This window comes from Ruegeria sp. YTSC002 (assembly GCF_059609845.1).
In genome coordinates, this window is record NZ_JBXWML010000004.1 from 195376 (window position 1) to 219385 (window position 24010).

A 24010-nucleotide genomic window follows, 5' to 3' on the forward strand; every position below is an offset into this window, starting at 1 on the left:
CCCGAAAGGCACGGGCGTGCAAAAAAACGACACCAAACCCTTTTCCCTGTGGGATATTCCGCTGGCGCTGGTGCTGCTGACCCGCCTGCCCCTGCCCCGATTGCCCGAACCTGTGTTCAAGCGGCAGGCACAGGCGGCATGGGCCTTCCCCATCGCCGGGCTGGTCGTCGGGGGGATGGCCTGTCTGGTTGGATGGCTGGCAATGGTCTTTCATCTGTCCCCTTTTGTTGCCGCGACCTTGTTGGTTGCGACGTTGATCATGATGACGGGCGCGATGCACGAGGACGGTCTTGCCGATACGTTCGACGGGCTCTGGGGCGGATTCACCCCTGAACGTCGACTTGAAATCATGAAAGACAGCCAGATCGGAACCTATGGTGTTCTCGCTTTGGTTTTTTCTCAGCTTGCTCGGGTTTCGGCCGTTGCCGCGATTTTGGCAACCGGGACGATTTGGGCGATTCTGGCAGCCTGCGTGTTCTCACGCGCCCTGATGCCGGTTTTGATGTCATCCCTGCCAAACGCCAGAAAATCCGGGCTGAGCCATTCGGTGGGAACCCCCGGCGCGATTTCGGTCAGCATGTCCTTGGGCCTTGCCGTTCCAATCGCCGTTTTCCTGTGCGGGGGTGCGGCGATCACCGCCATCTTATCTGCTGCCTTGGTTGCAGCCATCTTGGCGCTGACAGCGCGCAAGAAAATCGGCGGCCAGACCGGGGACATACTTGGGGCATCGCAACAACTGGCCGAGATCGCGTTTCTGCTTGCCATCAGCGCCCGGATTTAGGACACGCCGCCTGTTTCGATCCGCAGTGTCCCACCGCAATGCTTGCAATGCACTGCATCCGGATCATGCCGATACAACCCGCAGCTTGGGCATTTGTGACGTACCTTCTGCGGCATGAAAATCGCCTGCGCCAAACGGACAAACAACGCGACACCCACGACCATTATGAAGACCGAGAACAGCTTCCCGCCAGGGGTGTCCAGCGTGATGTCACCGAAGCCGGTCGTCGTCAGGGTCGCCATGGTGAAATACAGCGCATCTATGTAAGGCGTCTGTACGTCTTCCGGAATGAAGAACACCAAAACCGCCGTAGAGGTGGCAAAGACAAAAACCATCAGATTGATTGCTGCAATCACCGCGTCTTCATGGGTGCGAAAAAAGCTACTGTCGCGTCGCAAGTCCCTGAGCAGATGGTATGAGTGGATCAGACGCAAGGCCCGCAGAATCCTCAGGAAAGCCAGGTTGCCCGTCAGGAACGGATCCAGAACCAACGACATGATAACGACAATGTCCGCCAGCGTATAAATCTGGCGCAGCAGCTTCCAGCGGTCTTTTGAAATCCAAAGCCGCGCAGAGAAGTCCAACAATATCAAGAAACCGATCAACTGGCTTGCAAGAACCAACCCGGCACCGTGAGGGACGTGAGCCGTCGCGACAAAGAAAACGATTGTCGCAACATCGAACAGGATCAGCGCGTACCGAAACCAGACCGAAATCGGGTCATGCCCGATATACAGATATCTAACTGTCTGCTTCATGTCCGCCCTGTAGCTTGCTGCATCTACAGTGAAATTAGCGGCACTCGCGGAATTCACCAAGCCACGAAAAAAGGCCGCCCCAAACTTGGAGCGGCCCGTTTAATCACAGAGTTCGCTATCAGGCAGCGCGAGAGGTCAGAACTTCGTCTACCTGTTTGGCGGCGGATACCTCGCCTGCACCAGAAACGGCCGCGACCTCGCGGGTCAGACGTTCCAGGGCGGCTTCGTATAGCTGACGCTCGGAATAGCTCTGCTCGCGCTGATCGTCCGTGCGGTGCAGATCGCGGACCACTTCCGCAATCGAGATCAGATCGCCCGAGTTGATTTTCTGCTCATATTCCTGAGCACGGCGCGACCACATGGCGCGTTTGACCTTTGCCTTTCCCTTCAGCGTTTTCATCGCCTGACTGATCACGTCGGGCGAGCTGAGCGACCGCAGACCGGATTCGGTAACCTTGTTGGTCGGCACGCGCAGAGTCATCTTGTCTTTCTCAAATGAGATGACAAACAGCTCCAGAGAGAATCCCGCGACTTCCTGTTCTTCGATCGAGATGATCTGGCCTACGCCGTGGGCGGGGTAGACAACATAGTCGTTCGGGCGGAACTCGAGCTTTTTCGACTTTGTCATTCAGTTTTTTCCTTGCTTACGGACGGGACACGGACAACAAAAACACCACATGCGGGGACTGTTTCAGCCCCGACAGGCGGCGATATTGTCACAAATTCAAATCTCCAAAGCGAGCATACTTGTGGAGCGCATCCCAATCTCGGTCATCATACAAGAACCGAGTATATCACAAAAATACGACACCCGAAAGTTTACCCTGCGGTAAATTTTCATATTCAACCTGTTTTCAACAGGTTGCGCCGTGTTCTTTGCACATCAAACAGGGGTTTGAGCGCGAATCGTTCAACCACCCTCGCCCGGTGCTTCCGAGAAATACTTCTCCATCTTGCCTTCTTCACCGTCGCGTTCTTCCGCATCGGGCAGCGGATCTTTCTTGGTGACGATCACAGGCCACATTTCCGAGTACTTGCGATTGAATTCGACCCATTGATCCATGCCCGGTTCAGTATCGGGGCGGATCGCGTCGGCCGGGCATTCCGGTTCGCAAACACCGCAGTCGATGCATTCATCGGGATGGATGACCAACGTGTTCTCACCTTCATAGAAACAGTCCACCGGACATACTTCGACACAGTCGGTGTATTTGCAGGCGATACAGTTTTCGGTGACAACATAGGTCATGATCGGATTCCCGCTTGCGGTTTGAGAGTTTAGCTAATTCAGTCTGGCCTACTCTTCAAGATATGATCAGCGATCTTTGGTGCGAGAAAGATCAAGTGAGCGGCGATCTTTCTTGGTCGGGCGACCTTTTCCCTCAAACCCCGGATTTTTGGGCGGGACGTTCTGTTTTTCGGTCATATCGAAATACAGCGTTTGCGCTTCGGGGGCCGGACCACGGCGATCCCCGATTCTTTCGATGCGCACGACGCGGACGATACGGCCCTGAGGAAAGGTCAGAACGTCGCCCGGAGCCACGACCTGCGCCGGTTTCAGCACCCGGTTTCCGTTCAACCTGACATGGCCAGCGCTGACCTGTTTGGCGGCCAGGCTGCGGGTCTTGAAGAACCGCGCCTGCCACAACCATTTGTCAACCCGCAGCCTGGCCTCGGCCATTTCGGATCAGTTACCGTCCTTCAAACCCATCAGCGCAGCAGCAAACGGGTTGTCGGGATCAATCGCCTTTTCCTTTTTCGGAGGCCGTGACGAGAAGGTCTTGGCGCCCTGAGGTTTGCCGCCCTTCTTGCCGTGAGGTTTGCCACGGCCATCCTGCGGTTTGCCACGCGATTTGCCCTTGCCCTGTCCCTGTTCGCGACGCGGGGCCCGGTTGGGCTGTCGCTGACGGGCCCAAGTGAAGGTATAGAACACTTCAACCTCGGGTTCGTCAGAAACTGGTTCTGCGGGATGGCTTTCCGCGCCAGCCTCGGCTGCCGCCTCGGTGCTTTCGGTGGCCTCGGCTGCTGCCTCGGCGGGTGCTGCGACCTCTTCTGCCGCGACTTCACTTGCCGGGGCTTCTTCGGCGGTCGGTTTGTCAGCCTCATCTGCCGCCGGTCGTTCGACCGGTGCAGGTTTGACTTTCGGCCGCTCGCCGCGTTCTGCCTTGTATCCCAGCCCCTGCATCAGATCAGCGAACTGATCCAGCGTCATCCCGGTGATCGACAGCATATCGGGTTTGGCTTCGAACCCGCCGCGGCTGTCTTCAGCGCGCAGCATGTCCGCCAATCGTTCCAGCATGTCGATACGGATCGAACGCTCGCCCGCATCGCGGTAGCCACACATGGTGTCATAGCCCTGCGGTGCATCCTTGGCGACCGGCACTGTCACCAATCCCGGAGGCGGTGCTTCGGGGAATTCCTGCAAACCGCTGGACAGCGCCCAAAGCACGAGACGCAGACGCGTGGGGGCCGGTTTCAGCAGCAGCGGCATGAAAATGGTGAACTGGCCGAACCGGATACCATGCTTGCGCAAGGCGCCACGGGCGTCCTGATCAAGATCCTTGACCTCTTGTGCGACCTGTGCGCGGGGCAGGATACCCAGCGCTTCGACCATGCGGAAAGCAAAACCCTTGGCAAGGCCGCTGAGTTCCTCATCGCGGGACAGGTTCAGCAGCGGCTCGAACAGAGCGGCCACCTTGCGGTCAATGAAGTGCTGCAAACGGCGCTGCACTTTCTGCTCGACATCCGGCCCCGCGGCTTCATCAACGAAAACTTCGACCATAGGTTTGAGAGGTTCCGCCCCGGCAACCAGCTTGCCGACGGCGTATTCACCCCACATCAGGCCACCCTGATCAGTGAAATCAATTTCAGTATCGGGCGCGTTGTAGAAGCGATCGGCGCGCAGATGGAATTGCGGCGCGAGTGCTTGCAGAGACGCCGATTTCAGAGCTTTCGCCTCGGTTCCCTGCGCGCTTTTGTCCGGGATGAACCGGAACCCTTCCAGACGACCGACGAATTCGCCTTCGACGGTCACTTCACCCTTGTCATTTACTTCGGCCAAAAGGGCCTCCTTCTGCTTGAGCCGGCGCAACAAAACGGATGTGCGCCGATCCACAAATCTTTGCGTGAGACGCTCATGCAGAGCGTCGGACAGTCTGTCTTCTACAGTGCGGGTTTCGTCACGCCAATGTGATTCGTCACGAACCCACCCTTTTCGCTGCGCAACATATGTCCACGTGCGAATATATGCCAATCTTTTAGATAACGCGTCGATATCGCCGTGGGTCTGATCGATCCGTCTGATCTGCCGTGCCATGAACTCGTCGGGAATAGTTCCCCGTTCATGCAGGTGGCCATAGATCACCTCCAGCAAACTGGCGTGTTCCGCATGGCTGATACCGCGAAAATCAGGGATTCTGCACACATCCCACAGCAACCGGATGGACGGGCCGTCGCCTGCACGGGCGACAACCTCGGTCACTTGCGACAGCGATTTCAACGCGTTCAGGTCGTCGGCAGGGCGGGCCTTGATCAGGTGTTCATCATCCGGGCTGACCTCAAGCGAGTCGATCAGCGCTTCAATCGATCCGAACCGAAGGGCGGCATTCCGCCAGTTCAGCTTTTTCATCGGCGTAAACCGGCTGTCCATGATCGCCTGCGCCACGCCCTCGTCCAGCGGCGGGGCCTCTCCGGTTACGCCGAAGGTGCCATCCGACATCCCGCGACCTGCCCGGCCAGCGATCTGCGCCAGCTCGTTCGGCGCAAGTGGACGCATCCGGCGCCCGTCGAACTTGGACAGGGATGAAAACGCAACGTGGTTCACATCCAGGTTCAACCCCATCCCGATAGCGTCCGTAGCAACCAGGTAGTCAACCTCGCCGTTTTGGTACAGGTCTACCTGTGCATTCCGGGTCCGCGGGCTGAGCGCGCCCATAACCACCGCAGCACCACCTTTCTGGCGGCGCAACAATTCGGCGATGGCATAGACGTTTTCGACCGAGAACCCGACGATGGCGCTGCGCGGGGGCATCCGGCTGATCTTCTTGGAGCCAGAGTAGACCAGTTGCGACATCCGCTCTCGCCGCACAAACTGTGCCTGGGGGACCAGCGCCGCAATGGGGCCACGCATTGTGTCCGAGCCCAGGAACAATGTCTCGTTCGTACCGCGTGACCTGAGCAGACGGTCGGTGAAGACGTGACCCCGTTCCGGATCGGCGCAGAGCTGGATCTCATCGATGGCAACAAAATCAGCGCCCATGCCTTCCGGCATCGCCTCAACCGTGCACACCCAATACTGGGCGCGGGGTGGTACGATCCGTTCCTCGCCGGTAACCAGCGCCACCACCGACGGACCACGGATCGCAACGATCTTGTCATAGACCTCGCGCGCCAGCAGGCGCAGCGGCAGACCGATCACGCCTGTCCGATAGCCCAGCATGCGCTCGATAGCGTAATGGGTTTTGCCGGTGTTGGTCGGGCCAAGTACGGCCACGATTCGGGATGACCCGCTCACATTCGCCCCCTGCCCCGAGCCTTACAGCGCCTTGCCTTCAACCTGAGGCTTCAGCCGATTCACGGCATTGGTTACTTCTTCGTGATGGGGATGTATAGCCAAGGCCCGAGAATATGCTTCGTAGGCTTTCCGAGGTTCCCCGACAACTTCGAAGATCAGCCCCAGACCGTAAATCGCCTCATAGTGATTTGGATTCAGCGTCAGCACATGTTCCAGATCGGCGGCCGCCATACCAAACCGCTCGACCCCGAAAAAGGCAGATGCGCGCAGATGCCAGCCTTCGGCAAAATCAGGCGCGTGATCCGTCAGCGCCGTCAGGTGATCCAGAGCAGCGTCGACATCGCCCTCGTCCAAGGCCTCGCGTCCCCGCTCCAGCAACAGATCAGCCGACGGCGAGCCGGATTGCGACCACAACGCCTGCAACTGCCGATCCAGTGCAATTGCCTGGTCGGGAGTCGACTGCGCCAGCTTTTGCAGCAGTTCATCCTCGTCCCGTGAATCCGCCTGTTGCGCGAAACAACTGGTGGAAAACGTGACTAGGACAAAAAGTGCCGCAACGGTACCTTTGAGATTGTGAATTGCAATGCTCATAACAATAGTCAGTGTAGCGTTGCGACCGGGGATGTCCATTCACGGCGCACTAACAATATGAGGAAAAGCATGAGCGAGACTCTTGAAAAGGCAGCTGCCGCGCTGAACGAAAAACTGGATGGCGGCGCGTTTGATGACACGGCCAAGTTTGCCATCACCGATCTGGGTTCGATCGTTCTGGACGAAAACGGTGCGCGGGTCAGCGATGAAGAGGCCAATGTCACCATGAGCGCTGACGTAGAAACGTTCGAACAGATCCTCAGCGGTGAACTGAATCCGACCGGCGCGTTCATGTCCGGAAAGCTGAGCATTGATGGCGACATGGGTGTTGCCATGAAGCTTGCCTCGGTGCTGGCCTGATGGAGTTGTCGCCGGCCCCCTTTTTTGAAGACGTGGCCGGCGGACCTGCCGGTGGACAGGCCCATTGGTTGATGACGTCTGACCAAAAACGCATTCGCGTGGGTCACTGGCGTCCGGTTGGTCGCGCCCATGGCACCGTCATGGTGTTTCCCGGACGCACCGAATACATCGAAAAGTATGGCAATACCGCCCAAGAATTCGTGAATCGTGGCTTCGCGGTGCTGGCCGTCGACTGGCATGGTCAGGGTCTTGCGGATCGGCTTCTGGAAAACCCACGCATCGGCCATGTCGATCATTTCACCGATTACCAGCACGATGTTCAGGCAACCCTGGACCTTGCAGACGCTTTGGATTTGCCGAAACCGTGGTACGTCGTGGGGCATTCGATGGGCGGCGCCATCGGGTTGCGTGCCGTCATCGAAAAAGGGTGCTTTGCCGCTTGCGCGTTCACGGGCCCGATGTGGGGAATTTTCTTCACTCCGGTGATGAAACCTCTGAGCCGCGTTACGGCCTATTGGGGCACGGCGCTTGGCCTTGGCGAACGCACCCCCCCGACCACAACGCTTGAAAGCTATGTCCTGTCGCAACCTTTCGACGGGAATATGCTGACCCGCGACCCCGACATGTACCGGATGATGCAAGATCAGCTGAATGCGCATCCCGAACTGGCACTTGGTGCCCCCTCAAACCGCTGGCTGCGCGAGTCGCTGGACGAATGTGAATGGTTGATGGAACAGCCCGCGCCGAAGACACCCTGTCTGACTTTTCTGGGCAGCCACGAACAAATCGTCGATCGCAAGGCCATACGGGCACGTATGGCCAATTGGCCGAACGGCACATTGATCGAAATCCCCGACGGAGAACACGAGGTACTGATGGAAGCACCCGACGTTCGGGGGCCGGTTCTGGACCAGCTTGCCAAGCATTTCCTGGCCAACCAATCAAATGGGGCGTCCAGGCTGGTTTCCTCGTAAACCTTTTCACCTTCGGGACTGGCCGCTTGTGATCCGGGCGCGCCAGCCCTAGATGTTTGCAAAAGCAGTCTACAAAAGGTGATCCATGCGCGACCTTCCCTTTCCCGTCCGTGACGCAAACGCAATGGGCGGTGCCGACAATCTGGGCAATCTGCCCGAATGGGATCTTACGGATCTCTACGCATCCGAAGAGGCGCCCGAACTGGCGCGCGACCTGGACTGGCTGGAGGGCGAATGTGCGGCTTTCGCTGCTGACTATGAAGGCAAGCTGGCAGAACTGGACGCCGCGGCCCTTTTGACCTGCGTTCAGCGCAATGAAAAGATCAACTCCATCGCAGGCCGGATCATGTCCTTTGCCGGTTTGCGCTATTATCAGCTGACCACTGACGCAGAGCGGGCCAAGTTCCTGTCGGACATGCAGGAAAAGATCACCGTTTTCACAACGCCTCTGGTGTTTTTCACGCTCGAGATCAACCGGATTGAAGATGATGTGCTTGGGGCGCATTTTGCTGCCAACCCGGATCTTGAACGATACGAACCCGTGTTCCGCCGCATCCGCGCGATGAAGCCCTATCAGCTGTCTGATGAGCTTGAGAAATTCCTGCACGATCTGGGCGTTGTCGGCGACGCGTGGGAGCGTCTGTTCGACGAAACCATCGCCGGTCTGACGTTCAATGTGGACGGTAATGAACTGAACATCGAAGGCACCCTGAACCTGCTGACCGAACAGGACCGCTCCAAACGCGAGGCTGCGGCGCGCGAACTGGCCCGCGTGTTTCAGGAGAACATCAAAACATTTGCCCGAGTCCACAACACGCAGGCCAAAGAGAAAGAAATCGTCGATCGCTGGCGCAAGATGCCGACCGCGCAAACAGGACGTCACTTGTCGAACGATGTCGAGCCCGAAGTGGTCGAAGCCCTGCGCGAGGCGGTCGTGGCCGCCTATCCCAAACTGAGCCATCGTTATTATGAGCTGAAGCGCAAATGGCTGGGTCTGGACGTCATGCAGGTCTGGGACCGCAATGCACCGCTGCCCATGGAAGATACGCGCATTGTCAATTGGGACGAAGCCGAAAAGACGGTAATGGATGCCTATAACGCCTTTGATCCCCGCATGGGCGACATCGCGGCCCCGTTCTTCTCGAAAGGCTGGATCGACGCTGCGGTGAAACCCGGCAAAGCCCCGGGCGCCTTCGCGCATCCCACCGTGACCGACGTGCACCCCTATGTGATGCTCAACTACCTGGGCAAACCGCGCGACGTCATGACTCTGGCGCATGAGCTGGGCCACGGTGTTCACCAGGTTCTAGCCGCCGATCAGGGTGAGATGCTGTCTTCAACGCCGCTGACCCTGGCCGAAACGGCCTCGGTTTTTGGTGAAATGCTGACGTTCCGCAAGATGCTGGACAAGGCGGAAACCCCCGAACAGCGCAAGGTGCTGCTGGCGGGCAAGGTCGAGGACATGATCAACACGGTGGTCCGCCAGATCGCCTTCTACGACTTTGAATGCAAGCTGCATGCCGCCCGTCGCGAGGGGGAACTGACCCCGGACGACATCAACGCCCTGTGGATGAGCGTTCAGGCCGAAAGCCTTGGCCCCGCATTCGAATTCATGGACGGGTACGAGACCTTCTGGGCCTATATCCCGCACTTTGTTCACTCGCCCTTCTACGTCTATGCCTATGCCTTCGGCGATGGGTTGGTGAACGCGCTCTATTCGGTCTATGAAAGCGGCGCCGAGGGGTTCGAGGACAAGTATTTCGAAATGTTGCGCGCAGGTGGATCAAAGCACCACAAGGAACTGTTGGCCCCGTTCGGGCTGGATGCCAGCGACCCGAAATTCTGGGACAAGGGCCTGTCGATGATCTCGGGCTTCATTGACGAGTTGGAGGCGATGGAGGGCTGAGACGCCCTTAACAGAGGGTGGCGACATCTGCCGTGCGGAAACCCTCCGTTCTCGGCGATGTCGCACCCAAGGAGCTCTTGAGTGCCCGCTACGCGGGACGGAGCGGGCCTTGCCTTCAGCAAAAACAAACGTCTGCTCAGCACGCCGTGCGGACGAAGTCGTGTGTTCGAAAAGTGGTGTCTTCACGATTGAAGTTGCTGAAAAGTCGGTGCCGTGCATGATCACGAAAACTGATCATGAGATTGAAGATGATAAAAAGCCGGATCACACTTAAGCAGCTCGAAGCCTTTTCATTTGTTGTGGACATGGGAACCTTTAGAGCGGCAGCCGCTGCCCTTGGCACAACTCAACCCAACATCTCGTCGCGGATCTCTGCATTGGAAGCTGCCTTGGATGTCACGCTTCTTTATCGCGACGCCGGTTCCGTACGTCTGACCACCAAAGGCAAAGAGCTTCTTGAGCGGACGCGGGACGTGCTTCGGGCGGGAGAGGCGTTGCTGGAAGCGGCCGGTCGACAGGAGCTTATCGAAGAACGTTTGCGGCTTGGTGTGACAGAACTGGTCGCCTGTACTTGGCTCCAACCCTTCCTCCGCCAGCTGCGGCGGGAATATCCTAACCTTCGGGTTGAACTTCAGGTCGACTTGTCTCGCCAAATCGAAGAACGCCTTCGAGAAGGGCAGCTTGACCTTGCCCTGCAGAATGCCCCGTTTACGTCGCGGACGTCAGGCGAAAGAATGCTTTCCAGCGAAACATATGTCTGGGTGGCGAATGAAGAAGTTGCCGATGGCCTTGCGGGCGGAGCCTCGGTCGGGCGTTTCTTTGACCGCGCTGTATTGACCCATGCGCGTCACACGGCAGCGGGGAATGCCTTGCATGAATTGGCGAAGGAGCGTGGGTACGATGCTGGCAAGATCGTCCATTCCAGCGCGCTGTCTGCGTGTCTGCCGATGGTCAGCGAGGGGATGGGTGTGGCGCTTCTTCCCAGGTCGCTTGTGCAAGGGGAGTTGGACGCAGGCCGGTTGAATTCGCTCATTTCGGATTGGACTGCGCCGCCTTTGATCTTTTTCGCGCGCTTCAACGCGGACCGGGCGCCACGGTTTGTCGAAAGGGCGAGTGACATTGCGGCGGCTCTTCGGCCGAGCGCAGCAGAAGATAAAAAAAAACTATAGGGTGAAGAAAATCAATTGATTTGATTTCTGATCTGCCATGGTGCCATGTGGACATGCTGACCTTGTGTGCATGTGGAGAGACAGATGAAGGCCGAATCCATTCGAATGGGCGTCGATATTGGCGGCACATTCACAGATGTCGTTCTGGAAAAGGCGGGCGAACAGTATTCGGTGAAAGTCCTGACGACCTACGCGGCCCCCGAAAACGCGATCATCGACGGAATGCACCAAGTCTGCACCAAGGCGGGCATTGACCCCAGCGAAATCGAACAGATCATCCATGGGACCACACTGGCCACCAACGCGCTGATTGAGCGACGTGGGGCCAAAACGGCGTTGATAACGACGGAAGGCTTCCGCGATGTGATCGAGATGCGGACCGAAAGCCGGTTTGAGCAGTATGATCTGAACCTCAATCTTCCTGATCCGCTGTTGTCGCGCCACATGCGATTCACCGTCCCCGGACGCGTGAATGCCAAGGGAGAAATCCTGGTAGAGCTTGAACGTGCGGATGTCGAAGCCGTTGTGGACCGCATTGCAGAAGCGGGCTTCGAAAGCGTCGCGGTTGGTTTGATCCACTCTTACCTCAACCCCAAACATGAGCAGTTGGTACGTGATGTTCTGGTCGAAAAGCTGCCGAGTGTTTCGGTGTCGATCTCGTCCGAGGTATCGCCGCAGATGCGCGAATACGAACGGTTCAACACGGTCGTGGCCAACGCCTATATCAAACCGCTGATGGCCTCCTACCTTGGACGGTTGGAGGACCGCCTGCGCGACGAAGGTGTCGCCTGTCGCATCTTCCTGATGCATTCGGGTGGCGGGATCATCTCGATCCAGAATGCCGCGGATTTCCCTGTCCGGCTTGTCGAAAGCGGTCCGGCGGGTGGCGCGGTATTCGCGGCCCATATCGCGGCCCGCTATGGTCTGGACAAGGTTCTCTCCTTCGACATGGGCGGGACCACAGCCAAGATCTGCCTGATCAAGAACCAGACACCCAAGACCAGTCGCGTTTTTGAGGTCGCGCGGACCTACCGGTTCAAAAAGGGCTCTGGCATGCCGATCTCGATCCCGGTGATTGATATGGTCGAAATTGGTGCGGGCGGCGGAAGCCTTGCCCATGTGGACGGGATGCGGCAGATCCGCGTCGGCCCTGAAAGCGCCGGGTCCGAGCCCGGGCCCGCCTGTTATGGGCGCGGGGGTGAACGACCAGCTGTCACGGATGCCGATCTTGTCCTGGGCAAATTGGACCCAGACAATTTTGCCGGTGGTTCGATCGCCCTTCATCCCGATAAATCGGAACAGGCGTTGCGCGCACATGTGGGCGACAGGCTGGATATGGACGCGGTCGAGGCGGCCTTTGGCGTGGCAGAGGTGGTTGACGAAAACATGGCCAATGCCGCCCGCGTTCACGCTGTCGAAAATGGCGAAGACCTGAGCGAATACACCATGATCGCCTTTGGCGGCGCGGCCCCGCTGCATGCCGGGCGACTTTGCGAAAAGCTTGGGGTTGAGCGGTTGCTTGTGCCGCCCGGTGCCGGCGTCGGCTCGGCCATCGGCTTCCTGCGCGCGCCGTTCAGCTTTGAGGCCAATCGGTCGGTCTATATGAAGCTGAGCGATTTCGATGCGGACAAGATCAAGGGCTTGCTGACCGATCTCAAGGCCGAGGCGACAGGCTTTGTGCGCACCTGCGATGAAGTCAGCCCGATCCTGTCCGAGTTCAAGGTCTACATGCGCTACACCGGTCAGGGTTGGGAAATCCCGATCGCCTTGACCGAAGAACAGGCGATGAACCCCGACGCCGCGACCTTTCAAGCGCGGTTCGAGGAGGATTACACAAAGCTCTTTGGCCGCCCCGTCGCAGGCATGGATATCGAGATCACCGTCTGGTCGGTGAACGCCACGACGCCGCCCGAGGACGTCGCGCGCATTGAAACGACAGACGGCAACGCGCCTGTTGCCCTGAACGGCACGCGGCAGCTTTTTGATGCGGCGGCGGGCAAATACCTTGAGGCCCATGTCATCGACAGACGCCGCATGGAGGCAAGCCAGCGCGCACATGGACCAGCCGCCGTAACCGAAGCTGAGACGACCATCATCGTGCCCGCCAGTCGGGATGCGATCCGGCAGCCTGACGGCTGCATCGACGTCGTCGCTCGCAAACCGAGCGCATCAGAAGGTGCCAAGGGAGCCCACCAATGACCCAAGAACACTCGAAAGTCGCCTATCAGGTCATGTGGAACCGCCTGATTTCGGTCGTGGAAGAACAGGCTCAGGCACTGGTGCGAACGGCCTTTTCGACTTCGGTCCGCGAGGCCGGGGACCTGTCGGCAGGCGTCTATGACACGCATGGCAACATGCTGGCACAGGCGGTGACCGGCACGCCGGGGCACGTGAACGCTATGGCCGATGCCGTCGCGCATTTCATCCGTCGGATCGGGCGACAAAACATGTTCGAGGGTGATGTCTACATCACCAATGACCCGTGGGAGGGCACAGGGCACCTGCACGACATCACGATGGTTACGCCCTCTTTCCATAACGGCACCCTGGTCGGGTTCTTTGCCTGCACGGCGCATATCGTCGATATCGGCGGGCGCGGCTTTGGCGCGGACGCACAGAGCGTTTACGAGGAAGGTCTCTACATCCCGATCATGAAGTTTGCTGAAAAGGGCGAGGTGGATGAGACGTTGGTGCGGATCATCCGGGGCAACGTTCGTGAACCGGACCAGTTGATCGGTGACATCTACGCGCTCGCCACTTGCAACGAGATCGGCCACCGCCGCCTGGTCGACATGATGGAGGAGTTTGGTCTCGACCATCTGGACGGTATCGCCGAATTCATCCTCGACAACTCGCGCCGGGCCACGATTGAAGCCATTGCCGCCCTGCCGCAGACATCCGCGACAGGTGAGATGACGATGGACGGCTTCGACGTGCCGATCACACTCAAGGTCAAGGTCAGCGTCGAAGGCGACCGGATCGTGACCGACTTCACCGGCACCTCCGGCCTGGACAAGAAGGGCATCAACTGCCCGCTGGTCTATACCAAGGCCTATGCCTGCTATGCGCTGAAGGTGGCGATTGCGCCGGAAATCCCCAACAACGCCGCCTCACTTGCGCCGTTCGAGGTCACGGCGCCGGAAAACTCCATCGTCAACGCGCTGCACCCCGCGCCAGTCGCCCTGCGCCATATCGTGGGGCATTTCGTGCCAGACGCGGTCTATGACGCCTTTGACAAGATCGTGCCGGGCCTGGTGCCCGCCGAAGGCGCCGGATGTCTGTGCAATTTCCAGGTCTCCTTGCGCCCGCGCACCGACGCGCCTGCCCCGCCTGATGCGCGCCGGTCTGAAGTGCTGACCTTCAACTCGGGCGGCTCTGGTGCACGGCCCGAACACGACGGCATGAACGCGACAGCCTTCCCTTCGGGCGTGATGACGATGCCCATCGAGGCCACGGAACACGCAGGTCCCGTCATCATCTGGCGCAAGGAATTGCGCCCCGACAGCGGCGGCGCGGGCAGAACGCGCGGCGGTTTGGGGCAATACATGGAAGTCGGCGCGCAGGAAGGCCACGAGTTTGACATCCAAGCCATGTTCGACCGCAGCCAGCACCCCGCTCGGGGCCGCCGAGGAGGCCAGAACGGTGCACCAACGACCATCGCTCTGGACGATGGCTCGGCCATGCGGGTCAAGGGCAAGCAGTTCGTCCCACACGGGCGTAAGGTGGTGATGGCCTTTCCGGGAGGCGCTGGCTACGGCGATCCGGCCGAACGCCCGAAAGAGCTTGTCAAACGCGATCTGGCGCGGGGATATATTTCTGAAGAAACGGCTCGGACGGACTATGGCTTGTCCGCTGAGGACATCGCGGCGGTGCAATCTGCCGTCGCCAGGGGGGAACAGATATGAGCAATCAAAGCCCATCAAAGCAAAGCTATGACGTGATCATCATCGGAGGCGCCATCATGGGGGCCTCGACCGCTTGGTTCCTGTCGGACAACAAGGATTTCGATGGCTCGGTCCTCGTTGTCGAACGGGACATGACCTATGAGAACTGCTCGACCACGCACACGAACTCCTGCATGCGACAACAATTCTCAGCCGAGTTGAACGTCCGTATCAGCCAGTTTGCCGCCGACTTCGTCAAAAACATCCGCAGCTATATGGGCGGCGATGAACGCGTACCGGAACTTGGCATCCGCTCTTTCGGCTACATGTATCTTGCCGACAACGACGCCTTTGCCGATGTGCTGCGTGAAAGTCAGCAAGTGCAGCTGGCTGCCGGTGCTGCCACCCAGCTTATGACGCCCGAAGAGATCAAGGCCGCTTATCCCTTTTACAATGTTGATGACATCGTGCTGGGGTCTATCAACCTGGTGGACGAAGGCTATTGGGACGGGGGCGCCGTCAATGACTGGTGGCGCCGCCAAAGCCGCGAGCGGGGCGTCGAATGGATCCAGAACGAGGTTGTGGCGATCACCCGCAACGCCGCCGGAACCCGGGTCGAAAGCGTCACGCTTGCCTCGGGCGAGGTGGTCGCCTGCGGTCAGGTCGTCAATGCCTCGGGTCCGCGTGCCGCGCGCACCGCCCGGATGGCGGGCATCGACGTGCCAGTCGAGCCGCGCAAACGCTATTCCTGGATCTTCAAGGCCGAGCAGCCGCTTGATCGGGACCTGCCGCTGACCATCGACCCCTCAGGTGTGCATGTCCGCGAAAACGGCGGCGGAACATATCAGTGCGGCGGCCATTCCGACCATGACCCGGCTGTGGGCTATGACGACTATGCGATGGACCATTCCCTCTGGGAAAACCACGTCTGGCCCATCCTCGCGACCCGTATCCCGCAGTTCGAAGCCATCAAAGTGCAAGCCGAATGGGCCGGACACTATGCCATGAACACCTTTGATCACAACGCGATAATGGGGCCGCACACCGAGCTTTCGAACTTCATCTTCCTCAATGGCTTCTCCGGCCACGGGCTTCAGCAGTCGCCTGCGATGGGGCGCGGGACGGCCGAATTGCTGACCTATGGCGAATACCGCACACTTGATCTGTCGCCGTTCAACTACGAGCGGATCCCGGCAAACAGGCCGATCATCGAGAAAGCCATTATCTGATGAAGCTTCCCGCCAATCCATTCACCCGCGCCATTGCAGCCGGAGAGAAACAGGTTGGCCTTTGGATCAGCCTGTGCAGCAACTTCGCCGCAGAGGTGGTCTCGACCGCCGGATACGACTGGGCGCTGATCGACATGGAACACAGCGCCAACGACTATTTCAGCGTGCTGGGTCAGCTTCAGGCCTTTGCGGCGTCCCCGACCACGGCCCTTGTGCGTGTGGAATGGAACGACGCAGTCGCCGTCAAGCGGCTGTTGGATCTGGGTGCGCCGGGCCTGTTGTTTCCGATGATCCAATCGGTGGAAGAGGCCGAACAAGCGGTGGCCGCAACACGCTACCCGCCTCGCGGCATTCGCGGTGTCTCAGGGGCAACCCGGGCAACAGCCTTTGGGCGCATCCCTGATTATGTGGCGCGGGTTGAGGAAGAAACCGCTGTTCTGTTGCAACTGGAAACCCGCGCAGCCGTCGAGCAGGCCGAAGCCATCGGCGCGGTCGATGGTGTCAGCGGCATCTTCTTTGGACCCGCAGATATTGCGGCCGATATTGGCAAACTGGGCAAACCGATGGACCCGGATGTTTGGGCATTGATCAAACCGGCTGCGCAAAAGCTGATTGCCAAAGGCATGCCGGTCGGCACCTTGGTCACGGACCCCGCTTTTGCGGCTGACCTTTTGAACGAAGGCTTCACCTTCGTGGCCATTGCGACAGACACGGGGCTATTGGCGGGGGCCGCAGATGCGGCACTGGCGCAAACAAAAGGCGGGTTGCAATGAGTTTCGCGGCATCGCGTCTGAAACCGGTCAAGCCGTCCGCCTCGGCCTGGGTCAGCCAGGCTGCGAAAGAGGCCAAGGCGCGTGGTGAAGATGTCATTGATCTTGGTCTTGGAGAGCCGGATTTCGACACGCCCGACCATATCAAAGAGGCGGCACATCAAGCCGCTCTCAGGGGCGAGACGAAGTATCCGCCCACGAATGGCACGCTCGCGATGCGGCGGGCCGTCGTGGACAAATTCAAACGCGAGAACGACCTGGACTATGCGCTCGACGAAGTGATCGTGTCGAACGGAGCCAAGCAGGTACTGTTCAACGCCTTCATGGCCACGCTGGAGCCGGGTGACGAGGTGTTGCTCTGCGCTCCCTATTTCGGTCAGTACAAGGACATCGTGCTCATCCTCGGCGGTGTGCCGGTGCCTTTGGAATGCCCGGCTAAAGCTGGCTTTCTGCTGACGCCAGAGCAATTGCGCGACGCCATCACGCCCAGGACCCGGTGGCTCCTCTTGAACCAGCCGTCGAACCCGTCTGGCGCGGTCTATTCAGATGCCCAGATTGCGGCACTTGGCGACGTGCTGGCCGATCATGACCGCGTGCTGGTGCTGTCGGACGAGATCTATGAACACATCCTGTTTGACGGGCGCGTGTTCCGATCGTTTGCGGCGCTTTGCCCGGGCTTGAAAGACCGCACCTTGACGGTCAATGGCGTGTCCAAAGCTTATGCCATGACCGGATGGCGCATTGGCTATGGCGCAGGGCATAAGGATCTGATCGCGGCGATGACCAAGGTGCAAAGCCAGATCTCGTCAGGCGCGTGTTCCATCGCCCAGGCGGCGGCGGCGGCGGCCTTGAACGGGCCGCAGGATGACGTCCGCAAATTCTGTCGGGCTTTCGAAGCCCGCCGTGATATGGTGGTCGCGCGTGTGGCAACAATCCAGGGGTTGACGCTTGATCCGCCGGGCGGCGCGTTTTACGCCCTGATCGGCTGCGCGGGTCTGATAGGGGCAAAGACGCCTCAGGGCGAGACGCTCGCAACCGATACGGATGTCACGGCCTATCTACTGAAGGCCGCGGGCGTTGCCGCCGTTCCGGGCAGCGCTTATGATCTTTCACCGTTTTTCCGCATTTCAACAGCCGCCTCGGAAGAGGTGTTGAGCACCGCGATGGATCGCATCGCCCGCGCTGTTGGCGACCTGAAAGGACTTAACCCATGAAAAAGATTGTACTCACCGGCGCGGCTGGCCGCCTTGGCTCGTACCTGCGCGAGCCGCTGTCCAAACTTTGCGATGAATTCGTCTCGTCGGACATTGCCGACAGTGTCTCGAACCTCGCGCCCAACGAGACCTATGTGAAAGCCGACATCACCGATCTGGACGCCATGGTCGCCCTTCTGGAGGGCGCGGACATGGTGGTGCATTTCGGTGCAATTGGCGACGAAGCCCCCATGGATGTGCTTTGGGGGCCGAACTTCTACGGCGCATATACCGTGTGGGAGGCCGCCTATCGCAACAAGCTGCGCCGGGTTGTCTATGCGTCGTCCATCCACGCGGTTGGCATGCACAAGAAGACGGATTTCATTGGCATTGACGCCCCACACAAGCCCGACACCTTCTACGGGCTTGCCAAGTGTTTTGCTGAAGACCTCGCCTCGCTCTACTGGGACAAACGCGGGTTGGAAGCGGTCTGCATGCGCATCCTGTCTTGCGCGCAGCCGACCAATTCGCGCGCCGTGGGAACCTGGCTCAGCTATGACGACCTGATCCACCTGGTGGAACGCGCGATCACCACGCCCATTACCGGCTTCAGCGTGGTCTATGGCGTCTCGAACAACGACCGCGCGCCGGTCGACAATTCCAAGGCGCAGCATTTGGGCTACCGACCCAAGGACAACGCCGAACAATTCGCCGAAGAAATCTATGCCGCAGATGGCCCGCTCGACCCGCACGATCCCGCCAACACGCACCATGGCGGCCCATTCGCGGCTGTGCCGCTTGGCAACAGCGGGATGGCGCATCTCAACCTCGACGAAAACGACACCGGAAAGGACTAGGGCCGTAGATACCGTTGCATTGATCACAGCGGGCGGATCCGGCATCGGCGCAGATAGCGCGGGCCTTGGCCGCAGATGACTCTAAGGTCGGAATTCTGTTGGCTTCCGGAAAAGGCGAAGCGCTTGCCAAAGAACTTGGCGGTGCTGGCGTCACGGGCACCAACAAGTCCGAAGCAGACCTGCAAAAGCTGGTCGATGCGGCCATGTACCACTGGGGCCGTATTGATGTTTTGATAATCTCCGCCGGTCACGGACCGCGCGCACCGGTCCTCGAGCTCACGATGAGGACTGGCACGAGGGCATGGAGGTCTACTTCCTGAACGCCTTGCGCCCCTCGCGTCTCGTCATTTTGATCATGCAAAAACAGGGTGGCGGGGCGATCATCAATATTTCGACCTTTGCCGCGTTTGAGCCGAACCCGGTGTTTCCAACCTCAGGCGTGATGCGCGCCGGGCTTGCTGCCTTCACAAAACTCATTGTCGACAAACACGCAGCCAAAAACATCCGCATGAACAACGTGCTGCCAGGATTCTTAGACAGGCTGCCAGAAAAAGGAAGAATTCCGCTAAATGATCCCGATGGGCCGCTACGGCAACTCGCTTGCTGAAATCGCAAGTGTCGTGGCCTTTCTGGCTTCGGATGGCGGAGCCTACATTTCCGGTCAGAACACCCGGATTGATGGGGGAATTACTCGGTCGGTTTAGGTCCAATGATAGTGAAGCTGAGAGCACCGCTGGTCGCCGGCGCGATTTGAGCTTGTCATCGACGATGTCGGCTTTCCGTGCTTGGTTGCCAGTTATGCATCTTGCAGCATCGGTGGTTTCGGGCTCTTTGTGGACCTCTGATGCGGCGCGGCATTTGCTCAATCTTGGCGTCAGTTGGCGACAAGAACGGCCCATACCGGCCACTCGACATGCCCCTAGATTGCAGCAACTGCAGCCCGCTTTCCAGACATTCGCTGTGTTTGCGAGCTGCTCGGACAGATTAGGGCATGCGTACAGAAAATACTCCACTGCCCAAAGGTTCACAGGAGACCCGAGAAAATGTAGGTTTCTTGTGAATAGAAAGGGAAAAGGGTGTAGATTAGAATGGCACGACAGCTCCTAAACGAAGGTGACAAGACCTTTCTGGTTTATGCCGGTACTGGCACCGACCTGGTATTCAATCATGGACTTGAGCTACCCGGATTTGCCTCGTTTCCTTTGCTCGAACAGCCTGACACTAGAGCGATACTTGCCGGTCAGATGCAGGCTCTTGTCGATCTCGCCAGCGAAATGAATGTCGGATGTATTCTTGATGCGCCCACTTGGATGGCGAATGCCGACCGGGCGGCACCTTTGGGGTACGATGCAGAACGGCTTGTAGAGGTGAACAAAGATGCGGTCAGTCTAGTGGAAGACGTGCGCCGGGCCGCCGCTCGCGAAGATGTTTTGTTGTCGGCCTGTATAGGCCCACGCTTTGATCCTTACGCCGACATCCCGCCGATATCCGTCGAAGATGCACGGCAATACCATGCCGCTCAAATGCACAGCCTGAAAGGCACAACTGTCGACCTGGTTACCGCTTATACATTCAACCGTCCAAGTGAGGCAACAGGATGCATCCTCGCCGCCCGAGATGCTGGTCTGCCGATCATCATGTCTCTGGTTGTTGAGACAGATGGGTGCTTGGCGGACGGAACCAAACTTGTGGATGCAATTGACCAGATCGATGGGGAATCGGACACGGCGGCAATGTTTTTTATGGTCAATTGCGCTCATCCGACCCATTTCGCCGGAGCGCTTGGCAACCACCCGAGGCTGAGAGGTATTGTGGCGAACGCTTCAACTTGCTCTCATGCGGAACTTGACGAAGCAGATGAACTGGACGAAGGCGATCCCGTTGAACTTGGTAAGCAGATTGCCAAGATTGCTCGGAGCAATCCTTCGGTTAAAGTATTCGGAGGGTGCTGTGGAACAGACATGCGCCATCTGAAATTGATGGCCAGCGAGCTTGCGTAGCTAACCTACTTCTACGGCCGATAAGAGACATTCGACACCCAGCTGGCATTCTGCGGTCGCAGCCCGCATTACGGTCATTCGCCGCATGTGCAAAATTTGGCACTGCTCGAACTCACAGATCGCGGACAAAACAGTCACTCATAATTTTGGCAAAACTGTTGGCTTGAGGCTTGATCCATTCGCATTGCTTTACGCGCAAAGGAGGCATGAATCTCCAAAACGAGCAAACAGGAACGTGGCTGTTTGCTCGCTTCCATTGATAGTGAACCATCCCGCAACGGTACTATTACTGCGAAATTCCGCCCTCAGTAGCCGTCTGCTCTTCGACGTGGCTCTGATTTGCAATCGGCCTTCCTCGCGGTGGGAACTCTTCAAAAGTCGCAAGATGTGCTTGAACAATTCGAGCGGCAGGACCAAAGGCCCACATCTTGTTGCCCATCCAGCGGACGTACATGCCACTTTCATCCGCCGCCTTTTCGTACGGGTCCCGACGGAGGTTGTACAACAGCGGTGCAACGAGTTCTTCTTTTGGACCAGACCAACCATGGTTTTGGACTACGAAGTGAGCTTTCCAGTCGTTGTAGCGCACTGCTTGGAGGTCGGTGCCCTGATAGTAAATTAGCTCCTGCCGGCTGCTCTTTTCCGCTTCACCTGTCAGGTAGGGTAGTTGGTTATAACCATCCACATGCACCCTAAAACCCTCGTAACCCTTCAAGAGTTGTTCCTTGATATCGGCAGGACCACCGGCGGCAGCGACCAAGGTAGGCATCCAGTCCATACCGCTGAATATCCCGTTCAGGACCTGTCCCTCAGGAATTCTTGCCGGCCAGCGGATAATTGCGGGAACCCTGAAACCACCTTCCCAAGTTGTGCCCTTTTCGCCATGGAACGGCGTAGTGCCACCATCAGGCCATGTCATGGTTTCTGGACCATTGTCAGCTGTGAACATTACGATTGTGTTCTCAGAAACGCCAAGGTCCTCCAGATGAGCGAGAACTTTGCCGACATTGTCGTCCAGTTCTTTCATGATTACGTCTTGCAATCCGCGACCATCACCCAACATCGCTTCGTATTTTGGGCTTAAGTGAGTCCAGACATGGGCTCGGGCTGGGGCCATCCAAACAAAAAAAGGTGTTTCTGCTTCGACGGCGCGGGAAATAAAGTCTTTAGTGTGCGCAGTAACTTCGTCGTCGAGTGTCTTTTGCCGTTCTGGCGGAGCTGGACCATCGTCTACGATCCTTTGCTTGCCGACTTTCCCGAAACGGGGGTCGATTGTTTCATCGTCTACATCGGTTGCATAGGCATGAATGATGTTGCGCGGACCAAACTGATTCTCGAACTCAGGGTCATTTGGCCAGTCGGGGTCCGACGTGTACTCCATTGCATTCAAATGATAGAGCCACCCCCAATACTCATCGAACCCTTTGGTGGTGGGTAGGAATTCGTTCAAATCGCCAAGGTGGTTTTTGCCAAACTGCCCCGTCGTGTATCCCAGCTTTTTCAAAAACATCGGAAGTGTCGGGTCGTCGGGGTGTAGTCCAATTGGATCGCCCGGAAGCCCAACTGTGTGCATCCCAGTACGAATTGGCATTTGACCGGTCATAAAACCCGAACGACCAGCGGTGCAGCTAGGCTCTGCATAGTAATCAGTTAGTCGCACGCCTTCGGTTGCAAGCTGGTCCAAATTGGGCGTTTGAATGCTTTTGATGCCCCCATGATAAGATCCAAGGCTCGCCCATCCCACGTCATCCGCCATGATGACGAGGATGTTCGGGCGTTCACTGTCGTTTGACAATGCGCTGGTTGCTGCCAGGCATAACCCAACCGCCAACGTCGCGAGTTTATTCATTGTGTCTCTCCCATTTTTAATAGTTCGATAATGTACTCACCGCATATCCGTTTAGAAACCGCTGTGCCGAAGTTCCAATACTTTTGCAGCCTCTCCAATACACAATTCCTCTGGCGTGGGTCGGTTCGCAAAGCTGAACATCGAAAAATTGTACTGCGTCATCCCGTTGGCATTCGATTCAAACCGACACATTCGATATTCTGCCACGTCTGCTCTGGGCTCGGAGCCGCCAATTTCTGCGTCAGCACCAATCCATGATAGGTTGCCCTGTCAACGTCGGGTTGGCGTTGTGGAAGGGCGTGGTGGATTGGAAGAACCACCATGCAAATACCAAACTTACCTGCCATTCGAGCCCGCTGCCCCGCTTGGAACAAGGGACGCATTATAGGTCAGAAACGCCCACTTATGCCCAAACATGTCTGGGCGATCCGAGTGCGCTTGGAAATTGCCGCGTACCATCGCGATCTGGCGCTGTTTAACCTGGCGATCGACAGCAAACTACGCGGGTGCGATCTGGTCAAACTGAAGGTCGCGGATGTCTACGCCGCTGGTCAGGTTAAGGAACGCGCCTCAATCATTCAGAGCAAAACACAGAAGCCTGTCCGTTTTGAGATCACCGAGGGCACGCGAAAGTCGCTGCTGTTCTGGATGGAACAACCGCTGATGACCGGATCGGAGTACCTCTGGCCTGGGCGTTTCCACGAACGGCTTCACATTTCCACACGACAATACGCGCGCCTGGTTCGGGATTGGGTGGAACCGATCGGTCTGCAGCCGAGTGCGTACGGAACACATTCGATGCGCCGGACCAAGGTTGCGCAAATCTACCGAAAGACAGGAAATCTGCGAGCGGTACAACTTCTGCTTGGTCACACCAAGATGGACAGCACCGTCCGGTACCTTGGCGTCGATTTGGAGGATGCATTGGCGATCGCAGAGGCGGTAGAAATCTGAAGGCTTGGGCCGTCTTCACGGACGGCCCTGCGCCGCCGTTGGCCACCACTTCAGAATGCTGCAATGCGATACGCCATTGCGGTCATTCGTCCATGGCGCAGAATTTTCGGAGGATGACGGTCGGCGAAGCGGACTTTAATGCCGTTCGCTGTGTTCGAATTAATGCCTTCCATAGGCACATTGCGGTAGACCCCATTGTAGAAAAACACTCTGGATCTGGAG

The 24010-nt window shown here is 58.1% G+C and carries 20 protein-coding genes and 1 pseudogene; 14 read left to right on the forward strand and 7 right to left on the reverse strand.

All coding sequences use genetic code 11. From position 1 onward, the window contains the following. The first annotated feature begins 16 nt into the window (after nucleotides 1–16). Nucleotides 17–781 carry an adenosylcobinamide-GDP ribazoletransferase gene (cobS, locus tag AC2FFD_RS10530; RefSeq protein ID WP_496873025.1) on the forward strand — a complete coding sequence of 255 codons (765 nt, stop codon included), beginning with the start codon at nucleotides 17–19 and terminating at the stop codon, nucleotides 779–781. Here the strand turns inward: cobS and AC2FFD_RS10535 are convergent. The 6 genes from AC2FFD_RS10535 to AC2FFD_RS10560 form a co-directional block, all read right to left on the reverse strand. Then, nucleotides 778–1539, reverse strand: a complete 762-nt coding sequence (locus tag AC2FFD_RS10535) for an ion channel (protein WP_496873026.1) — start codon at nucleotides 1537–1539, stop codon at nucleotides 778–780. The two genes, cobS and AC2FFD_RS10535, sit on opposite strands and share 4 nt — an antisense overlap. A gap of 118 nt (nucleotides 1540–1657) precedes the next feature. Then, nucleotides 1658–2167, reverse strand: coding sequence for a CarD family transcriptional regulator (locus tag AC2FFD_RS10540; protein ID WP_152457681.1), 510 nt, complete (start codon nucleotides 2165–2167; stop codon nucleotides 1658–1660). A gap of 282 nt (nucleotides 2168–2449) precedes the next feature. Then, the gene (fdxA, locus tag AC2FFD_RS10545) at nucleotides 2450–2788 is read right to left on the reverse strand and encodes a ferredoxin FdxA (RefSeq protein ID WP_152457680.1); all 339 of its coding nucleotides are present in this window, start codon (nucleotides 2786–2788) and stop codon (nucleotides 2450–2452) included. 66 nt (nucleotides 2789–2854) lie between these two features. Then, the gene (locus AC2FFD_RS10550; protein ID WP_496873027.1) at nucleotides 2855–3220 is read right to left on the reverse strand and encodes an RNA-binding S4 domain-containing protein; all 366 of its coding nucleotides are present in this window, start codon (nucleotides 3218–3220) and stop codon (nucleotides 2855–2857) included. A 6-nt stretch (nucleotides 3221–3226) separates the two neighbouring features. Beyond that, nucleotides 3227–6052: a helicase-related protein gene (locus tag AC2FFD_RS10555; RefSeq protein ID WP_496873028.1), complete on the reverse strand. Its 2826-nt coding sequence runs from the start codon at nucleotides 6050–6052 to the stop codon at nucleotides 3227–3229. 21 nt (nucleotides 6053–6073) lie between these two features. Then, nucleotides 6074–6682, reverse strand: coding sequence for a tetratricopeptide repeat protein (locus AC2FFD_RS10560; protein WP_496873029.1), 609 nt, complete (start codon nucleotides 6680–6682; stop codon nucleotides 6074–6076). 30 nt (nucleotides 6683–6712) lie between these two features. Here AC2FFD_RS10560 and AC2FFD_RS10565 point away from each other — a divergent pair, with 30 nt between their 5' ends. The 12 genes and pseudogenes from AC2FFD_RS10565 to AC2FFD_RS10620 all read left to right on the forward strand — a co-directional run bounded on the left by AC2FFD_RS10565 (nucleotide 6713) and on the right by AC2FFD_RS10620 (nucleotide 20985). After that, nucleotides 6713–7003, forward strand: a complete 291-nt coding sequence (locus tag AC2FFD_RS10565; RefSeq protein WP_170344693.1) for an SCP2 sterol-binding domain-containing protein — start codon at nucleotides 6713–6715, stop codon at nucleotides 7001–7003. Next, entirely contained in the window at nucleotides 7003–7977 is a 975-nt protein-coding gene (locus AC2FFD_RS10570) for an alpha/beta fold hydrolase (protein ID WP_480487273.1), read from the forward strand. The genes AC2FFD_RS10565 and AC2FFD_RS10570 overlap by 1 nt, the downstream gene beginning before the upstream one ends. Before the next feature lie 85 nt (nucleotides 7978–8062). Beyond that, complete coding sequence (locus tag AC2FFD_RS10575) at nucleotides 8063–9883, forward strand: M3 family oligoendopeptidase (protein ID WP_496873030.1); 1821 nt, start codon at nucleotides 8063–8065, stop codon at nucleotides 9881–9883. Nucleotides 9884–10131: 248 nt separating this feature from the next. Continuing rightward, a complete protein-coding gene (locus tag AC2FFD_RS10580; RefSeq protein WP_496873031.1) occupies nucleotides 10132–11052 on the forward strand; it encodes a LysR family transcriptional regulator in 921 nt (306 codons plus the stop codon). 84 nt (nucleotides 11053–11136) lie between these two features. Next, a complete protein-coding gene (locus AC2FFD_RS10585; protein ID WP_496873032.1) occupies nucleotides 11137–13251 on the forward strand; it encodes a hydantoinase/oxoprolinase family protein in 2115 nt (704 codons plus the stop codon). Then, nucleotides 13248–14957, forward strand: a complete 1710-nt coding sequence (locus AC2FFD_RS10590) for a hydantoinase B/oxoprolinase family protein (protein WP_480684552.1) — start codon at nucleotides 13248–13250, stop codon at nucleotides 14955–14957. Before AC2FFD_RS10585 ends, AC2FFD_RS10590 begins: the two co-directional genes overlap by 4 nt. Further along, nucleotides 14954–16165, forward strand: coding sequence for an NAD(P)/FAD-dependent oxidoreductase (locus tag AC2FFD_RS10595; RefSeq protein ID WP_496873033.1), 1212 nt, complete (start codon nucleotides 14954–14956; stop codon nucleotides 16163–16165). Before AC2FFD_RS10590 ends, AC2FFD_RS10595 begins: the two co-directional genes overlap by 4 nt. Next, nucleotides 16165–16938 (forward strand): HpcH/HpaI aldolase family protein, encoded by a 774-nt coding sequence (locus tag AC2FFD_RS10600; protein ID WP_496873034.1) that lies wholly within the window; start codon nucleotides 16165–16167, stop codon nucleotides 16936–16938. The genes AC2FFD_RS10595 and AC2FFD_RS10600 overlap by 1 nt, the downstream gene beginning before the upstream one ends. Next, a complete protein-coding gene (locus AC2FFD_RS10605) occupies nucleotides 16935–18149 on the forward strand; it encodes a pyridoxal phosphate-dependent aminotransferase (protein ID WP_496873035.1) in 1215 nt (404 codons plus the stop codon). Before AC2FFD_RS10600 ends, AC2FFD_RS10605 begins: the two co-directional genes overlap by 4 nt. Beyond that, nucleotides 18146–18985 (forward strand): NAD-dependent epimerase/dehydratase family protein, encoded by an 840-nt coding sequence (locus tag AC2FFD_RS10610; protein ID WP_496873036.1) that lies wholly within the window; start codon nucleotides 18146–18148, stop codon nucleotides 18983–18985. Before AC2FFD_RS10605 ends, AC2FFD_RS10610 begins: the two co-directional genes overlap by 4 nt. A 19-nt stretch (nucleotides 18986–19004) precedes the next feature. Continuing rightward, a pseudogene (locus tag AC2FFD_RS10615) lies at nucleotides 19005–19689 on the forward strand (SDR family oxidoreductase). A gap of 384 nt (nucleotides 19690–20073) precedes the next feature. Then, complete coding sequence (locus tag AC2FFD_RS10620; RefSeq protein WP_496873037.1) at nucleotides 20074–20985, forward strand: homocysteine S-methyltransferase family protein; 912 nt, start codon at nucleotides 20074–20076, stop codon at nucleotides 20983–20985. Nucleotides 20986–21271: 286 nt separating this feature from the next. On the opposite strand, the gene AC2FFD_RS10625 is transcribed toward AC2FFD_RS10620, so the two are convergent. After that, nucleotides 21272–22834, reverse strand: coding sequence for an arylsulfatase (locus AC2FFD_RS10625; RefSeq protein WP_496873038.1), 1563 nt, complete (start codon nucleotides 22832–22834; stop codon nucleotides 21272–21274). Between the two features lie 321 nt (nucleotides 22835–23155). Here AC2FFD_RS10625 and AC2FFD_RS10630 point away from each other — a divergent pair, with 321 nt between their 5' ends. Next, nucleotides 23156–23788, forward strand: coding sequence for a tyrosine-type recombinase/integrase (locus AC2FFD_RS10630; protein WP_496873039.1), 633 nt, complete (start codon nucleotides 23156–23158; stop codon nucleotides 23786–23788). Nucleotides 23789–24010 lie beyond the last annotated feature (222 nt).

Bases quoted from the DNA above. Each gene is read 5' to 3' on its own strand.
- AC2FFD_RS10535 (WP_496873026.1), bottom strand. From the start codon at position 1,539: ATGAAGCAGACAGTTAGATATCTGTATATCGGGCATGACCCGATTTCG.
- AC2FFD_RS10540 (WP_152457681.1), bottom strand. From the start codon at position 2,167: ATGACAAAGTCGAAAAAGCTCGAGTTCCGCCCGAACGACTATGTTGTC.
- fdxA (WP_152457680.1), bottom strand. From the start codon at position 2,788: ATGACCTATGTTGTCACCGAAAACTGTATCGCCTGCAAATACACCGAC.
- AC2FFD_RS10550 (WP_496873027.1), bottom strand. From the start codon at position 3,220: ATGGCCGAGGCCAGGCTGCGGGTTGACAAATGGTTGTGGCAGGCGCGG.
- AC2FFD_RS10560 (WP_496873029.1), bottom strand. From the start codon at position 6,682: ATGGACATCCCCGGTCGCAACGCTACACTGACTATTGTTATGAGCATT.
- AC2FFD_RS10565 (WP_170344693.1), top strand. From the start codon at position 6,713: ATGAGCGAGACTCTTGAAAAGGCAGCTGCCGCGCTGAACGAAAAACTG.
- AC2FFD_RS10570 (WP_480487273.1), top strand. From the start codon at position 7,003: ATGGAGTTGTCGCCGGCCCCCTTTTTTGAAGACGTGGCCGGCGGACCT.
- AC2FFD_RS10575 (WP_496873030.1), top strand. From the start codon at position 8,063: ATGCGCGACCTTCCCTTTCCCGTCCGTGACGCAAACGCAATGGGCGGT.
- AC2FFD_RS10580 (WP_496873031.1), top strand. From the start codon at position 10,132: ATGATAAAAAGCCGGATCACACTTAAGCAGCTCGAAGCCTTTTCATTT.
- AC2FFD_RS10585 (WP_496873032.1), top strand. From the start codon at position 11,137: ATGAAGGCCGAATCCATTCGAATGGGCGTCGATATTGGCGGCACATTC.
- AC2FFD_RS10590 (WP_480684552.1), top strand. From the start codon at position 13,248: ATGACCCAAGAACACTCGAAAGTCGCCTATCAGGTCATGTGGAACCGC.
- AC2FFD_RS10595 (WP_496873033.1), top strand. From the start codon at position 14,954: ATGAGCAATCAAAGCCCATCAAAGCAAAGCTATGACGTGATCATCATC.
- AC2FFD_RS10600 (WP_496873034.1), top strand. From the start codon at position 16,165: ATGAAGCTTCCCGCCAATCCATTCACCCGCGCCATTGCAGCCGGAGAG.
- AC2FFD_RS10605 (WP_496873035.1), top strand. From the start codon at position 16,935: ATGAGTTTCGCGGCATCGCGTCTGAAACCGGTCAAGCCGTCCGCCTCG.
- AC2FFD_RS10610 (WP_496873036.1), top strand. From the start codon at position 18,146: ATGAAAAAGATTGTACTCACCGGCGCGGCTGGCCGCCTTGGCTCGTAC.
- AC2FFD_RS10620 (WP_496873037.1), top strand. From the start codon at position 20,074: ATGGCACGACAGCTCCTAAACGAAGGTGACAAGACCTTTCTGGTTTAT.
- AC2FFD_RS10625 (WP_496873038.1), bottom strand. From the start codon at position 22,834: ATGAATAAACTCGCGACGTTGGCGGTTGGGTTATGCCTGGCAGCAACC.
- AC2FFD_RS10630 (WP_496873039.1), top strand. From the start codon at position 23,156: ATGCAAATACCAAACTTACCTGCCATTCGAGCCCGCTGCCCCGCTTGG.